Source organism: Wolbachia endosymbiont (group B) of Parapoynx stratiotata (assembly GCF_947250635.1).
Lineage (GTDB): Bacteria > Pseudomonadota > Alphaproteobacteria > Rickettsiales > Anaplasmataceae > Wolbachia.
The window spans coordinates 1,334,610-1,349,557 of record NZ_OX366335.1; the positions used below are offsets into that span (position 1 = coordinate 1,334,610).

At 34.0% G+C, this 14,948-nt stretch carries 14 protein-coding genes, 1 rRNA gene and 3 pseudogenes; 2 read left to right on the top strand and 16 right to left on the bottom strand.

What is annotated here, in order from left to right:
• Window positions 1-23 precede the first annotated feature (23 nt).
• The 5 genes and pseudogenes from OOT12_RS06150 to OOT12_RS06170 form a co-directional block, all read right to left on the bottom strand.
• Window positions 24-1,324, bottom strand: a pseudogene (locus OOT12_RS06150) (sugar phosphate nucleotidyltransferase).
• A 109-nt stretch (window positions 1,325-1,433) separates the two neighbouring features.
• The gene (locus tag OOT12_RS06155) at window positions 1,434-2,681 is read right to left on the bottom strand and encodes a hypothetical protein (RefSeq protein WP_264374557.1); all 1,248 of its coding nucleotides are present in this window, start codon (window positions 2,679-2,681) and stop codon (window positions 1,434-1,436) included.
• Between the two features lie 76 nt (window positions 2,682-2,757).
• Entirely contained in the window at window positions 2,758-3,123 is a 366-nt protein-coding gene (gene sdhD, locus OOT12_RS06160) for a succinate dehydrogenase, hydrophobic membrane anchor protein (RefSeq protein WP_264374556.1), read from the bottom strand.
• Window positions 3,120-3,497 (bottom strand): succinate dehydrogenase, cytochrome b556 subunit, encoded by a 378-nt coding sequence (gene sdhC, locus OOT12_RS06165; protein ID WP_015588184.1) that lies wholly within the window; start codon window positions 3,495-3,497, stop codon window positions 3,120-3,122. The genes sdhD and sdhC overlap by 4 nt, the downstream gene beginning before the upstream one ends.
• Window positions 3,498-3,599: 102 nt before the next feature.
• Window positions 3,600-5,103 (bottom strand): 16S ribosomal RNA (locus OOT12_RS06170).
• Between the two features lie 153 nt (window positions 5,104-5,256).
• Between OOT12_RS06170 and OOT12_RS06175 the strand changes: the two genes are divergently transcribed.
• Complete coding sequence (locus OOT12_RS06175) at window positions 5,257-5,874, top strand: hypothetical protein (protein ID WP_264374555.1); 618 nt, start codon at window positions 5,257-5,259, stop codon at window positions 5,872-5,874.
• A 709-nt stretch (window positions 5,875-6,583) separates the two neighbouring features.
• Here the strand turns inward: OOT12_RS06175 and OOT12_RS06180 are convergent.
• Window positions 6,584-6,727 (bottom strand): hypothetical protein, encoded by a 144-nt coding sequence (locus OOT12_RS06180; protein WP_029237693.1) that lies wholly within the window; start codon window positions 6,725-6,727, stop codon window positions 6,584-6,586.
• Window positions 6,728-7,502: 775 nt separating this feature from the next.
• Window positions 7,503-8,168, bottom strand: a pseudogene (locus OOT12_RS06185) (IS256 family transposase); the annotation flags it as partial.
• A gap of 70 nt (window positions 8,169-8,238) precedes the next feature.
• Here OOT12_RS06185 and OOT12_RS06190 point away from each other — a divergent pair.
• Window positions 8,239-9,471: an IS256 family transposase gene (locus OOT12_RS06190; RefSeq protein ID WP_096097236.1), complete on the top strand. Its 1,233-nt coding sequence runs from the start codon at window positions 8,239-8,241 to the stop codon at window positions 9,469-9,471.
• 36 nt (window positions 9,472-9,507) lie between these two features.
• Here OOT12_RS06190 and OOT12_RS06195 read toward each other — a convergent pair.
• The 9 genes and pseudogenes from OOT12_RS06195 to OOT12_RS06235 all read right to left on the bottom strand — a co-directional run.
• Window positions 9,508-10,080, bottom strand: a pseudogene (locus tag OOT12_RS06195) (transposase); the annotation flags it as partial.
• Window positions 10,081-10,193: 113 nt separating this feature from the next.
• Window positions 10,194-12,092: an RNA polymerase sigma factor RpoD gene (rpoD, locus tag OOT12_RS06200; protein ID WP_264374803.1), complete on the bottom strand. Its 1,899-nt coding sequence runs from the start codon at window positions 12,090-12,092 to the stop codon at window positions 10,194-10,196.
• Window positions 12,093-12,231: 139 nt separating this feature from the next.
• The gene (locus OOT12_RS06205; RefSeq protein WP_264374554.1) at window positions 12,232-12,534 is read right to left on the bottom strand and encodes a cation:proton antiporter subunit C; all 303 of its coding nucleotides are present in this window, start codon (window positions 12,532-12,534) and stop codon (window positions 12,232-12,234) included.
• Window positions 12,531-12,950: a Na(+)/H(+) antiporter subunit B gene (locus OOT12_RS06210; protein WP_007302439.1), complete on the bottom strand. Its 420-nt coding sequence runs from the start codon at window positions 12,948-12,950 to the stop codon at window positions 12,531-12,533. Before OOT12_RS06210 ends, OOT12_RS06205 begins: the two co-directional genes overlap by 4 nt.
• Window positions 12,943-13,467 carry a DUF4040 domain-containing protein gene (locus tag OOT12_RS06215; RefSeq protein WP_213863894.1) on the bottom strand — a complete coding sequence of 175 codons (525 nt, stop codon included), beginning with the start codon at window positions 13,465-13,467 and terminating at the stop codon, window positions 12,943-12,945. Before OOT12_RS06215 ends, OOT12_RS06210 begins: the two co-directional genes overlap by 8 nt.
• An 11-nt stretch (window positions 13,468-13,478) precedes the next feature.
• Window positions 13,479-13,751: a monovalent cation/H(+) antiporter subunit G gene (locus tag OOT12_RS06220; protein ID WP_264374553.1), complete on the bottom strand. Its 273-nt coding sequence runs from the start codon at window positions 13,749-13,751 to the stop codon at window positions 13,479-13,481.
• 6 nt (window positions 13,752-13,757) lie between these two features.
• Window positions 13,758-14,003, bottom strand: a complete 246-nt coding sequence (locus OOT12_RS06225; RefSeq protein WP_319606842.1) for a monovalent cation/H+ antiporter complex subunit F — start codon at window positions 14,001-14,003, stop codon at window positions 13,758-13,760.
• 29 nt (window positions 14,004-14,032) lie between these two features.
• Window positions 14,033-14,425, bottom strand: a complete 393-nt coding sequence (gene rpoZ / locus OOT12_RS06230) for a DNA-directed RNA polymerase subunit omega (RefSeq protein ID WP_264374551.1) — start codon at window positions 14,423-14,425, stop codon at window positions 14,033-14,035.
• 60 nt (window positions 14,426-14,485) lie between these two features.
• Window positions 14,486-14,782 (bottom strand): helix-turn-helix domain-containing protein, encoded by a 297-nt coding sequence (locus tag OOT12_RS06235; protein ID WP_064085421.1) that lies wholly within the window; start codon window positions 14,780-14,782, stop codon window positions 14,486-14,488.
• Between the last annotated feature and the right edge of the window lie 166 nt (window positions 14,783-14,948).

A 14,948-nucleotide genomic window follows, 5' to 3' on the forward strand; every position in this document is an offset into this window, starting at 1 on the left:
TAGAATATATTCAATATTCTATATTAAGACCTTCCATATATATCGTCCAATCTTACTATATCATTATCAGATAAAAACTTTCCTACCTGAAACTCAACTATCTCAAGAGGAAATCTTGTACTTTTATTCTCAATTTTATGAAACACCTTCCTTGGAATCTCTACTACATGATTTTTTGTTATAGCATATGTTTTGTCATCTAAACTCACGCATCCAACCCCTGATAGTATTATATGGTACTCATCTCTATAGTGGTGAAATTGCTTAGAAGTGCAGCTCAGTGGATTTATAAAAGGTATTTTATAAGAAAATCCTTACCCATTAAAATCACACTATAAAATCCCCATGGCTTAATCTCTTTCCTTGTTGGCTTTGCTTCTTTAACTTTATTAATGAACAACATTAGGCTCTTATTTTGCCGTTTATAAACTCTACCTAATAAAATCTTTTCACCATTTTCTGTCATCAAAACTGGCTCTCTTCCTTTTGTTACATGCTGAAATGAAACTAAATTCTCACTAAATCTCTTACTCAGTTCTAAAACTGAACTCCAAGTACCAATATCCATCCAATCAAAATTAGCTTCTACCATTGCAATATTTTCTGCTTTTTCTATCACTAGGTGATCAATAGATGTATCACCCATTCCTGCACAATTTTGCTGTTCTAAATACAGAAATCTCTCTCGTGGTACAAAATGCTTCATACTTTCACAACATAAATTATAGAGAGTCGGAGCAATTTTTTTTATCTCATCTATATAGCGTTTTGCTTTAAACACAAATATTCCAGAGTTCCAATAATGATTATTGTCCAGCTCATATTCAGGCTTTTCTATAAAGCTCTTTACTATGTGATATTTCCCTTTCTGACCATATACTGCATTTATATAGCCGTATTCCGAATTGAATTCATGAGGCTTTATCCCAAAAGTGACTATAGAGTTAGTTTTAGAGGCTAGCTCAGACGCTTTCTCAATAGAAACATAAAAACTATTCAAATCACCTATAAAATGGTCTGAAGGCAGAACTAAGATTGTCTCGTTCCTATCGCAGAGAAGCACAGCAATTAGTATTGCTGCCGCTGTCCCAATTTTAACTGGTTCAAAAACTACTTTACATTCCTGTAATGCATGTAATTCCTGCATCAATAATGACTCATATTGTATATTTGTGGTAATGATGGGTGGCATATAATCGCCTTTTAGCCTCAACAAAGTGTTGTGAAACATAGTATTCTGACTAAATATTTTCTGAAATTGCTTTGGCTTAGATAGAGGCCAAAGTCTGCTGCCACTACCACCACACAGTATTACAGGGCGCATTTAATTAAGATATTAATTATTTGATTAATATCTTATACTAACGGCAAAATGCATGCAAGTTTTTATTGTGAGATGATTAAAGTAAAAAGTAATTTAAAGTGATGGTTGACTACGAGCGTGATGGAGTCCCTAAATTTTTTGATGAATCTTGTCTTCTTTCTCTCTCTCTATCAATATAAGGAGTGTTGCTTTTTTGATTAACGGCTGCAGCTACTTTTTCATCAGTTTTGTTTTGCAACTTTTCCTTTAAGCTTTCTCCAACACCTAGTTCTCTAGATTTATCTATACTTTCACTATTTTTGCTCAACCCCTTCTCTAAGTTTTTTTCAATATCTGATTTTCTAGCGTTAAGCTCTTTCCATGTACCCGCTATGCTAAGTGGCTTATGATCCTTCTGCTTCGGCTTTGGCCTTTCCCCATTTGTAACAACATTAAAGTCGCTTTTTACTTCTTTCCAACATTCTTTCAATTGGTGTTTCCACATAGTAAGATAAGCATCACCATACTTTTTCTCATTTGCTACAAACAATAAAATTGGAGCCTTAAGTATGGTAGCTCCCATATTCACTAAATTTTTTACTGCCATTGCAGGGGTGAACAAAAGATAGCCAAAAGACTTTGCAATTGGGTTTTGTTCGCTTATTAAATACTCCCCTAACTTTATAGGAAGAGAGGTCAACAATTTAGTACAAACTTTAGCCAAGCTTGTAGCAAAAACGATAGAAACAGATATAAGACTTTTATCTAGCTCTAGATTACCATCCTGATCTCTAATTTCTGAAAAATGGGTGCTTAGCTTCTTGTAATCACTAGCGTATAGTAATTTTCCATTTCTTCCTTTTTCATCTCTATCTTTCTCATCAACTTCTCCCGTTTCATCATTGATGAAGCAACCTTTTTTAGCAAGAAAAGAAGAATTAGTTAATCTAAGTAACTTAGTATCAACCTCAAAGACCGGCAAGTGTTTTTCAAGATCTATTTTTGAAAACTTAAATGGATTATAAAATTTACTATAATCATTAACCTCACGCCTACCTTTACTAACTAAAAAGTCAATAGTAAAGTAAGATTTTTTATCAATTTCCTTAACCAAGGCTAGATCAAATTTGTATTCATTATATATAAGCTGGTACTCTGGATTTCCGTCTTTATCTTTTACAAGCTTGTCATTTTTTTTTACAACTCTCCCAGAATCTACAATCTGATCATAATTTTTTGGATATTGACACTTTCTTCCATCCTCATATATCATTACCTTCCTAAGGTCTTTGACATAAACTTGAGACTCAGATGAACTAAATAGATCCTTCACCTTTAGCGTAAGGTCTATTCCCCACTTTTTCAATGTCTCTAACATATTGCTAAACCAAAATCGCTATAGTTCAATAATAAAACTAGTACACTAATAATATATTAACATAGAACTGGCAACTTTACAAGAAAATATGCCTATAAAAGAAAAAAGTCGTAAAAGCAAGGACTATATAAGTAATGCTTGATAAGTATTTCATGCATGTAATTGTAAAAATCCTTAGAGATACGCTGTCTATATAATCTTCACACACTACCTGCATTCCAAGAACTGCATGCCAAAAAATGCAAAACACCAGTATAACAAAAAACAAAAGCTCTAGTGGATGATTAATAGCCTGAAATAATTTTTCATTAAAAGATAAAGGGCTATCAACATAAAATGTGCAAGAAAATGAGTAAATAAACCAAGGAAATAAAAATAACAAAATCACCGCAGAAACACGCTGGATCCACCAATGATGTACTGAATTTACAGATTGACTCATATAAATATAAATAAAAAAGCCATAGTAGAAAGAAATAGCATTATTGTTAGTAACATAGCACTTTTTAAAACACTAGCAATTTCTAAATTAAGCCCAGCATCCCACAATAAATGACGAATACCATTAAGAAAATGATACATAAAGCTTACAAAGCATAAGATATAAGCTAATTTAGCAACAGGAGTGAACAATAATGCATTTAAGCACCTTACTATAATTAACTTAGGGGAGTAAACATATAATATAAAATACCAAGAAAGTATGATTAATAAAAGAAATAGCAAGATACCAGTCAATCTATGCATAATAGAAAAAAAACTAGTAACTTGTACTTTATATATTTGTAAATATGGGGAAAGAGGCCTATTACTCATAAAATTTCGTTATCGAGAAATTAAAAAATAAAGTAGAAGTAAAGACAGCAGTATAGTACATAATGACACTATTATTTGAAATGGTGAATTACGTACAAAGCCTAAGGAGGTAATCCAGCTGCAGATTCCCCTACTGCTACCTTGTTACGACTTCACCCCAGTCACTGATCCCACTTTAAATAACTCCTTCCTTGCGGTTAGGCCATTAGCTTCGAGTGAAACCAATTCCCATGGCGTGACGGGCAGTGTGTACAAGACCCGAGAACGTATTCACCGTGGCATGCTGATCCACGATTACTAGCGATTCCAACTTCATGTACTCGAGTTGCAGAGTACAATCCGAACTGAGATGGCTTTTAAGGGATTGGCTTAGTCTCGCGACTTTGCAGCCCATTGTAGCCACCATTGTAGCACGTGTGTAGCCCACTCCATAAGGGCCATGATGACTTGACATCATCCCCACCTTCCTCCAGTTTATCACTAGCAGTTTCCTTAAAGTCCCCAGCATTATCTGATGGTAACTAAGGATGAGGGTTGCGCTCGTTGCGGGACTTAACCCAACATCTCACGACACGAGCTGACGACAGCCATGCAACACCTGTGTGAAATCCGGCCGAACCGACCCTATCCCTTCGAATAGGTATGATTTCCATGTCAAGGAGTGGTAAGGTTCTTCGCGTTGCATCGAATTAAACCACATGCTCCACCGCTTGTGCGGGTCCCCGTCAATTCCTTTGAGTTTTAATCTTGCGACCGTAGTCCCCAGGCGGAATGTTTAACGCGTTAGCTGTAATACAGAAAGTAAGCTTCCCATATTTAACATTCATCGTTTACAGCGTGGACTACCAGGGTATCTAATCCTGTTTGCTCCCCACGCCTTCGCGCTTCAGCGTCAGATTTGAACCAGATAGACGCCTTCGCCACTGGTGTTCCTCCTAATATTTACGAATTTTACCTCTACATCAGGAATTCCTCTATCCTCTTTCAATCTCTAGATTAATAGTTTTAAAAGCAATTCCAAGGTTAAGCCTCGGGATTTCACTTTTAACTTATTAACCAGCCTACGCGCCCTTTACGCCCAATAATTCCGAATAACGCTAGCCCTCTCCGTATTACCGCGGCTGCTGGCACGGAGTTAGCCAGGACTTCTTCTGTGAGTACCGTCATTATCTTCCTCACTAAAAGAGCTTTACAACCCAAAGGCCTTCTTCACTCATGCGGCATGGCTGGATCAGGCTTTCGCCCATTGTCCAATATTCCCCACTGCTGCCTCCCGTAGGAGTCTGGACCGTATCTCAGTTCCAGTGTGGCTGATCATCCTCTCAGATCAGCTATAGATCATTGCCTTGGTAGGCTATTACTCCACCAACTAGCTAATCTAATATAGGCTCATCTAATAGCAATAAATTTTTCCCCCCTAGGGCGTATACGGTATTAGTTGCCGTTTCCAACAATTATTCCGTACTACTAGGTAGATTCCTATACATTACTCACCCGTCTGCCACTAAGTTATACCATAGCAAGCTACAATATAACTCCGTTCGACTTGCATGTGTTAGGCCTGCCGCCAGCGTTCATTCTGAGCCAGGATCAAACTCTCAAATTTAGACTTCAACCTATAAAAGGTTGAGGGTACATCGGATAAATCCGACAAAAAATAATTTAGCTTGATACTGCTGTCTTTATTTCTACTTTAGAAATATTTTAATCTCCAACTATTCAAACAACTCTAAGAATATTATTATGTGATATAATCACTATGTCAATATGTTTTTGCAAATCAAAAGCATTAATGTATAAATATATAACTATTTGGAATATTACCATGAAAAAATACATCTTTCTGCTTGCACTCGCGCCAATGTTAGTTGGCATCACATTATACTTATTGCGCAACATTGATAACACAAAACAATCTATAACTGCAGGTGACAAATTTTACGAAGTATTATTCTTAAAAAAAGATAATAAGTCACTGCTAGAAGAAATAGATTCAAATTGGGAGTATTTAGCAAATTTTGAACGCGCATTCAATCATATCTCAGATTCAATGCCAACAGACACAGCATCTATTATTTATAATGATTTGGCAGACGATAAAGATGCTCCTGATGTTTTGCGTGAGTTAGCACAATACTTAGAAGTAATGAGCTTACTTCACTACAGCGGTGAAAAAACAAATAGAGATAAAATTAGTAATTTAGAATCAAATGCAGTGTACCCTTATTCAAGCCAAGAAGCTATCGCTATAGTAAAGATACACAGTAACGACATTAAAGGTGCAATTGAAATATTGCATTCATTATTAAATGATAGAGAATGTCCGACTCTAATCAAGGCCAATGCACAAGAATTACTTCGGATATACGAAAACTAAAAAACTTGCTTGCATAACAATTTGGCAGCGCATCTGATGAAATAAAGAACTTTACTTGACAAACCTCCCTATTTTATTATGGCACTAAAAGTATTTATGACTCAAAATTTGTTTTTGACTGTAGGATCAATCACAAAATCCAGTAAAAACTTAGGTGTTTATTGGTAGATTACGTAAAATTATAGCGGTTTTTTAAATTTTTTCTATACTCAGCCAAGTCGCGCTTGTTAGAACATTATTACAGCACCACTTACAGTAATATAGAGTCAAAATTTCACTACTCAGAGGTTCCTTTTACCCTTTTATTTAGTAAGACTTCTCTATATTTATAGTTAATATATCAAAGAATAAACTTCACTAGCAGAATGTCATTCTAGCACTAAAATGACAAAAAGAGGATAAAATCGCAATAGCTATGTATCAAGCACCGTTGTATTTTCTCTATATTTTAGATTACTTTGTTTACCCCCCTCCCTTTACCATTCAGCTACGCAGATAGTTACTACAAACCATAAAGATGTTTAAAAGAAATCTAATTTTTTATCAACTCATACATTTCATTACCAACTTCACAATAAGGTTCTGCAGTTGGATAAAAATAATCAAAAAAGAAATAATCCTTTAGTATTTCTGTGCTGCATCCAGAATTATAGTAAGTATCAAGCCTTCCTTTAAATATCAACAAGAGTATCTTTATACTTTTTCCAAATCACCCTCCCCCAAACTGGTCTACAATGTTTGATAGGTATGCATCTCGATCATTTAACCCTTTGCTCTTATATTTACCAAGCATACTTTTCATTTTAGAATTAAGATCGAATGCTTTTATTTCAAGATCTGCACCTTTCTTCATATAATCTAAATCATTAGCTAATTTTGTATTGAAACTCTGTGTAAGCTTTGCAGCCAGCTCTCTTGCTTTTCGTCTTTATTAAAGCTAGTATCAAACCAACCTCAGTCACATTTGCAACAATCACATGCTTTACACCATATTCATTTAGAACCAAATGCATTACATATTTCACTAACCGCTTTATTTCAATACTTTTTCTGCTTTAACATTGTTATAAGCAGTGGCACCCATAATATTATTTCCTCGATTATAATGAAAAATAAAATCTCCTTTACCTACGTCTGGATGATGTTTAATTACTGCGTTTAGCTGATTAACTAAACGAAATTTATTGAGGAAATAAGAAAAAATAGGGTTAAGAATTTCAGATGCTGTTGCATATAAAATCGCATAGTTATGACCTTACTGTTCATAGTATCGATCAAAAAATGAGCATCTCCATGATGACTTAAATTCTTCTAAACCTAAATACTTTGCTACATATTCAACAACAGTAAGGCCATTGCTAAAAATCCTCCTTAATAAAAAGGGGCATTAAGTTTCACGTTTCTTACAAAGGATAAGTTATTAAAATTTCAATAATTACACCATTATCAGATAAACTATCACCCAGAACACAAAAATTTTTACACTTTTAATTAGAGTTATTCTTTTTATTTGCCACAACATTCAATATCTAATCATACTGCTCTATGAAGCCTATAAAAAAAGAAAAATAGGGTAAAATTATAAAACTTTGGCGGGAACGTTCAAAAAAGTGTGTCAAGCCGCATTTTTAGTTCAACTCAATTTTCAATCTATCTGGAAAGAAAATATCAAGTTGAGACATAGTTAAAGCCCAATTAGGGAGAGCCATAATCCACTTTTGCTCTACCTTTTTTATAGCACAATATACCTGTTTGTACAAGGCATTTGTACTAGTAAATGAACCCTTAGTTTTAGTAAATTTCCTGATTTGTCTATGCAACCCCTCAATTGGATTGGTGGTGTAAATCAGCTTCCTAACTTGCCCAGAATACTTAAAATAACTGGATAAGTTTTCCCAATTGTTCTGCCAGGATTTTATAACTAAAGGATACTTCTCTCCCCATTTTTCTTCCAGCTCAAGCAGATAATTCTCAGCGATCTCTTTACTTGAAGCACGATATATTTTTTTCAAATCATTCATGAAAACTTTTACATCTTTGCTAGATACATATTTCAGTGAATTCCTTATCTGATGCACTATACATAGCTGTACTTCTGCCTTAGGAAACACACTATTTATAGCCGCAGGAAAGCTTTTTAGCCCATCAATGCAGGCAATTAGAATATCTTCTACTCCTCGCTCTTTTAGGTCATTTAGAACTCCCAACCAGAAGTTAGCTCCTTCACTTTCAGCCAAATAAAAACCTAATACTTCTTTTCTGCCATTTTGATTTATGCCCAATATATTATACATGGGAACGTTCAAAAAAGTGTGTCAAACCGAAAAAAAAGTAATAAATTGATATAAAAAATGGAGGTTTGATATGGGTCAAGCAAATAGAACTACTGGTTTGGTAGATTATAAAGAATTAGAAACAAATATCCTGTCATCTATACGAGAAGGAAGACCATTGACAGGAAGAGATGGAGCATTAACACCGTTTATAAAAAGGTTGCTAGAGGCAAGTCTGGAAGGTGAAATAGAAAGCCACATGTCAGCTAAAAGTGAAGAAAATAACCGAAGAAATGGAAGGAATGCAAAAACTTTACGTACAAGTTCAGGCTCATTTGAACTATTAACACCAAGAGACAGAGAAGGAAGCTTTGAACCGCAAATAGTCAAAAAAAGGCAAACAAGCCTACATCCAGAACTTGAAGCAAAGGTCTTAAGCACATATGCCAGTGGCATGGGATACAGAGATATAGCTTCACATGTTGAGGAAATATATGACCACAAAATATCAGCAGCAGAGATATCCAGTATTACTGATAAACTGCTACCAGTAATCAATGAATGGCGCAGCCGCCCACTGCAATCAGTGTATCCAATAGTGTTTATGGATGGCATGTTCTTTAAGGTCAAGGAGGACGGACATTGTATAAGTAAATGCATGTATAATATATTGGGCATAAATCAAAATGGCAGAAAAGAAGTATTAGGTTTTTATTTGGCTGAAAGTGAAGGAGCTAACTTCTGGTTGGGAGTTCTAAATGACCTAAAAGAGCGAGGAGTAGAAGATATTCTAATTGCCTGCATTGATGGGCTAAAAAGCTTTCCTGCGGCTATAAATAGTGTGTTTCCTAAGGCAGAAGTACAGCTATGTATAGTGCATCAGATAAGGAATTCACTGAAATATGTATCTAGCAAAGATGTAAAAGTTTTCATGAATGATTTGAAAAAAATATATCGTGCTTCAAGTAAAGAGATCGCTGAGAATTATCTGCTTGAGCTGGAAGAAAAATGGGGAGAGAAGTATCCTTTAGTTATAAAATCCTGGCAGAACAATTGGGAAAACTTATCCAGTTATTTTAAGTATTCTGGGCAAGTTAGGAAGCTGATTTACACCACCAATCCAATTGAGGGGTTGCATAGACAAATCAGGAAATTTACTAAAACTAAGGGTTCATTTACTAGTACAAATGCCTTGTACAAACAGGTATATTGTGCTATAAAAAAGGTAGAGCAAAAGTGGATTATGGCTCTCCCTAATTGGGCTTTAACTATGTCTCAACTTGATATTTTCTTTCCAGATAGATTGAAAATTGAGTTGAACTAAAAATGCGGCTTGACACACTTTTTTGAACGTTCCCTTATACATGCATTTACTTATACAATGTCCGTCCTCCTTGACCTTAAAGAACATGCCATCCATAAACACTATTGGATACACTGATTGCAGTGGGCGGCTGCGCCATTCATTGATTACTGGTAGCAGTTTATCAGTAATACTGGATATCTCTGCTGCTGATATTTTGTGGTCATATATTTCCTCAACATGTGAAGCTATATCTCTGTATCCCATGCCACTGGCATATGTGCTTAAGACCTTTGCTTCAAGTTCTGGATGTAGGCTTGTTTGCCTTTTTTTGACTATTTGCGGTTCAAAGCTTCCTTCTCTGTCTCTTGGTGTTAATAGTTCAAATGAGCCTGAACTTGTACGTAAAGTTTTTGCATTCCTTCCATTTCTTCGGTTATTTTCTTCACTTTTAGCTGACATGTGGCTTTCTATTTCACCTTCCAGACTTGCCTCTAGCAACCTTTTTATAAACGGTGTTAATGCTCCATCTCTTCCTGTCAATGGTCTTCCTTCTCGTATAGATGACAGGATATTTGTTTCTAATTCTTTATAATCTACCAAACCAGTAGTTCTATTTGCTTGACCCATATCAAACCTCCATTTTTTATATCAATTTATTACTTTTTTTTCGGTTTGACACACTTTTTTGAACGTTCCCACTTTGGCTGAATTTTACCTATTTTTTGAGCAGCCCTTCTGCCTTAAAAGAAACCTCTAAGTTTTTTAGCACGGCTTGGATGTTTCAACTTACGTAGTGCTTTTGCCTCTATTTGCCTAATTCTTTCACGTGTAACATTAAAAATTTTTCCTACTTCTTCTAAGGTATGCTCTTTTCCATCTTTACCAAGGCCAAAGCGCATCCTTAGAATTCTTTCTTCTTTTGGTGTTAAAGTTGCAAGAACATTGGTCGTAATGCCACGCAAGTCGGCAAGTATTGCAGCATCCTCTGGTTTAGAAACTCGCTTATCTTCTATACAATCACCGAAGGTACTACTATCATCCTTTCCTGTTGGAGCTTCAAGACTTACTGGATCTCTTGCTATTTTCATAACTTTACGTATTCTTTCTATCGGCATTGCCAATTCTATACTTAATTCCTCTAATGTTGGCTCTCTACCCATTCCATGAGTCATCTTTCTTAATGCTTTATTGATTTTACTGATAATTTCCACCATATGAACTGGTATTCTAACTACTTTAGACTGTTCAGGTATTGCCCTAGTTATTGATTGTTTTACCCACCAAGTACCATAAGTCGAAAATTTATATCCACGTTTGTAATCAAACTTATCTACAGCCTTCATAAGACCAATATTGCCTTCTTGTATCAAGTCAAGTAGATCAAGTCCTCTTTTTGAATACTTTTTAGCAATTGAAACCACTAGCCTTAAATTAGCCTTTATCATCTCTTGCTTTGCTTCAGAGACTTCTCGTTCGTGTTTTTGTATTCTCTTGATTAGCTCCTTAAACTCTTGTACTTTATCTCCTTGTACATAACTCTTAATATTTCTTAAGGCACTAGCTATATATTCATAGTTATCGTTTATAAACCTTAAGAATTTATTTTTTAATTCACCTGTAAAAAGGGACTGATTTTCATTCTTCTTTAAAAGACTGATTTCGCTCAATTCGTGCTCTAAAAGCACAGCACAATAAATATTATAGAAACTTTCTCTATCAATATCGTACTTTCTAGCCTCAGTAATAAGATTAGCTTCTTCAAACGTGATTAGTCTATTTATTTCGTAAAGTTTTTGTGTAATTCTGGCAATAGCAGCATCACTAAACTGAATTTGTAATGCTACAGACCATATTTGATTATATAAATTTTCTAGCTCATTAGAGAAATCTTTAGAATTTTTTTTCAATACCAATGCTTCATTTGTGAAAGTAATGATCTCATCCAATGCTGTGATAACCTTTGGCAATAAATCACTTTCCATTTCAAGAACAGAAATGTTTAAATTCGCTGAACTTATATCTTCACTCTCATTTCCCTTTTCATCGTTGCCTTTTTCCTCATCATCAACATAATCTTTAACATCTTCAGCTTCACTTTCTTCTTTGGCTACCATATTGAAATCAGAGTTATAAATTGCATCTAGATTTATCATTTCTCTCAGCAAAAAAGTTCCCCCACTTAAATCATCACGCCATGTTTTGATCATGTTGAATGCCACTGATGTTTCAATTATTGCACGTAACATGTTATGCTTTTCAGATTCAATTTTTTTTGCTATCTTAATTTCATCTGCTCGTGACAAAAGCTTTACAGAGCTCATATCTTGTAAATAAATCCTTACTGGATCATCATTTTGCACTAAAGTTGTAGTAGTATTCAACGATGTCTCATCATCATCAAGCTTATTACCATCATCATTAGAAGGAGCTTCTTCCTCATCTTCACTACTTTCGAGTATGTTAATTCCAGAGTCTTGCAATAAAGCTATAGTATCATCTATAAAATCAGGTGGAAAACTTTCATCTGACAACTTATCATTTATATCATCAAAAGTGATAAAACCGCCCTTTCTTATACTTTTGGTTACAAGATCTTTGATGATCTTTTTCCTATCTTCCGTACCATTAATAGTTGACATCATTACCTTTACAGTTTATAATTTTATTTCTTATTTATCAAATAAACTTACAATTAGCAAGCTTATAGTTTTATTCTTAATTTATAGTTACTTGCTACTTCATATAGTTTAAGATACTGTCAATTTATTCACACTCTTCTTAATCAACTAATCTCTCCATTCTTACTACTATGGACAATCCAACTGAAAATGTTGCAATTCCAACCACTATAGCAGTAAGCATTAAGACGTGAGGTATAGGATTGGTATATAAGTGAAAATTTGAAGTCAATATAGGAGGTAAAGAACTTTTTACATACCCTAAAGATATGTAAAACAACAAAACAGATGCTTGTAAGACACTTAATCCCATCATTTTTTTTATTAAGTTTTTATCATTTACAATGATATAGAAACCTAGCGCCATTAATATAGTAATGCCTACATAATTATATAGAGTCATTGTTTTTTCTTGCGAGCAAAATTTATATATATGATTAACATGGAAGAAGAGACGGTAAGCAATACACCCAGCTCCACTAAGAAAATACCCAATTTTTGACCTGTTCTACTATCAGCTGACAATATACTATAGGATAAAAAATTTTGGCCAAATAAAACTGTTATAATACCAGCTCCTCCATAGGTTAAAATACCTAGTACGTTAGTAAATTTGATAATAGAGTAAGGTATTGCTTTTAAAGTTGTAGGTATATCAAATAACATAGAATATAATATTATCCCAGAAGCAATAATTATTCCCGCCTGAAAACCTCCACCTGGAGTATAGTCACCATGAAACTGTATGTATAAACCAAAAAAAATGATAAAAGGTATCATCAAAAATGTTACTGCACTTAATACCGGATCTTTAATCACTTTCTTTCTCTTCTAATATTAACATTATACAAAGTGCAGCAGTAAAAACTACTATAGTTTCTCCAAATGTGTCATAGCCACGAAAGCTTGCTAAAACAGCTGTCACTATATTAGGAATACCAATAGCTTTTTCAGTATTTTCTACATAATAAGGAGCAACGTGCAAGTGAACTGGAGCATTATGACTGCCAAAATCTGGTAATTGAATCATAAAGTATGATAAACATGCAGTCAAAAATAACATAAAAAAAAGTGTTGTGGGGCTATGAGATAAATTTGCTTTGTAATTCTTTACCAAAGAGAGTGCTGCAAACGTAAAGACTGTGCTCAATCCTGCACCAACAGAAGCTTCAGTAATTGCAACATCTGGCGCATTCATAATCAAGTACATAAGTGCAATCAGTGCACTAAATACACACATTAGAACAGCACTTACAACCAAATGTTTCGAAAGAACTATAAAAACTGTAACCGTGAGTAACAGCAAAAGTAATATTAGATTCAGTATTTCTAGCATCTTAACCTTCTTTAATAGTCTTTACTTTTATAATAAGTACGCGCTAAAATATAACTGTTAGTTGAATTGGCTATCCATATTATAAAAATCAATAATATAACTTTAATAGTATTGATTGAAAATTCATTTTGCCAAGCAAAACCAATCAACAACAACATTGCGCCACTAGAATCTGTAATACCTACAGCATGTAGTCTAGTATAGAAATCAGGAAATACTACTACTCCTAAGCTTGAAATGACTATTAAACAAACACCTAAAAATATGAGAATGGATGCTACCATAAATTATCAAAACAACATTAATCTCATTAGCGCTATAGTTGATATAAAGCTGATGCTAGCATACAGTAATGCTATATCAATTAAAAAAAAATCATTCAGAATAATCGATATTGCTGTTATGAGTAAAACTACTTGTGTTGATAAACTATTGAATGCTAAAATCTTATTGTACACATCACTTGACCTAAATACTATACAACATAACATTACACTCATACAGAACAAAAGCGCATAGATAGCAATACTAATCATTTATAAGCTATTATAACCTCTGCAGATTTCTAAATCGGTACTTCTTCACCACTATCTTGATCATCTATTTCATCATCGTGGCTTTCTTGACTTACATCCAGACTTGTGTTAAGTTGATGATCAGAAAAATTTAACAAATTTGCTAGCTTACTTGGACTATTAATATAAGTATTATCTGTGTTTCCTTTCATGTGCTCCTTGCACCTTTTCACCAAAAGGTTAAACAACTCATGAGTATTCACCTTCTTTTCTGCTATTTCATATAAAGAAACTATCGTATCCTTATGATCTTTAAACTTAACCATTTCAACGGGATCGCTTGCCCCTGTACTCAAATCATGCGTTCTTTGACTTGCTAGCAGAACCAATTTAAAACGGTTCTGTACCTGTTCTACACACTTTTCTACAATAGACTCAATCATAAAATACTACCTTTATAAACTTTATACTATATCACAAAAAATAAGATGTCAACTTCGGATCTATTGAGATCCAATTCTACATTCTACTTTTTCTTCTTTAGCTTTTACTGATTGATTTTCTGTTATTGTAATTGTTATTTCATGATCAAGCTTTTTCAAAAAACCTAACAGTCTCTCTAAAGAAAAACCACTTGTCTTACCACTTTTAATTTGTGACACCTTTGGTTGATCAATACCAAGTTTCTCAGCCGCACAAGCTTGAGTCCAAGTATTTTTTCCTATAATTTTACTTATTATGCTCAGCAATTTTTTTTTTATTGCTTCACTATCCAGATTGTTTAATGATATTGTTTCCATAATTTTTACTCTCACATACCAACTAGCTTTATTAAATATTATATCATAATATTTAATATACCAATATATTAATACTATATAATTTGTCAATAACTATAATGATATACTGATACTCAAAATTTTAAATTGACTATAATTTTTATCAAAATACTAGTAATTTCAAACT

Coding starts and splice junctions, on each gene's coding strand:
- OOT12_RS06155 (WP_264374557.1), bottom strand. CDS start 2,681: ATGTTAGAGACATTGAAAAAGTGGGGAATAGACCTTACGCTAAAGGTG.
- sdhD (WP_264374556.1), bottom strand. CDS start 3,123: ATGAGTCAATCTGTAAATTCAGTACATCATTGGTGGATCCAGCGTGTT.
- sdhC (WP_015588184.1), bottom strand. CDS start 3,497: ATGAGTAATAGGCCTCTTTCCCCATATTTACAAATATATAAAGTACAA.
- OOT12_RS06175 (WP_264374555.1), top strand. CDS start 5,257: ATGTCAATATGTTTTTGCAAATCAAAAGCATTAATGTATAAATATATA.
- OOT12_RS06180 (WP_029237693.1), bottom strand. CDS start 6,727: ATGAAGAAAGGTGCAGATCTTGAAATAAAAGCATTCGATCTTAATTCT.
- OOT12_RS06190 (WP_096097236.1), top strand. CDS start 8,239: ATGGGTCAAGCAAATAGAACTACTGGTTTGGTAGATTATAAAGAATTA.
- rpoD (WP_264374803.1), bottom strand. CDS start 12,092: ATGTCAACTATTAATGGTACGGAAGATAGGAAAAAGATCATCAAAGAT.
- OOT12_RS06205 (WP_264374554.1), bottom strand. CDS start 12,534: ATGACTCTATATAATTATGTAGGCATTACTATATTAATGGCGCTAGGT.
- OOT12_RS06215 (WP_213863894.1), bottom strand. CDS start 13,467: ATGCTAGAAATACTGAATCTAATATTACTTTTGCTGTTACTCACGGTT.
- OOT12_RS06220 (WP_264374553.1), bottom strand. CDS start 13,751: ATGGTAGCATCCATTCTCATATTTTTAGGTGTTTGTTTAATAGTCATT.
- OOT12_RS06225 (WP_319606842.1), bottom strand. CDS start 14,003: ATGATTAGTATTGCTATCTATGCGCTTTTGTTCTGTATGAGTGTAATG.
- rpoZ (WP_264374551.1), bottom strand. CDS start 14,425: ATGATTGAGTCTATTGTAGAAAAGTGTGTAGAACAGGTACAGAACCGT.
- OOT12_RS06235 (WP_064085421.1), bottom strand. CDS start 14,782: ATGGAAACAATATCATTAAACAATCTGGATAGTGAAGCAATAAAAAAA.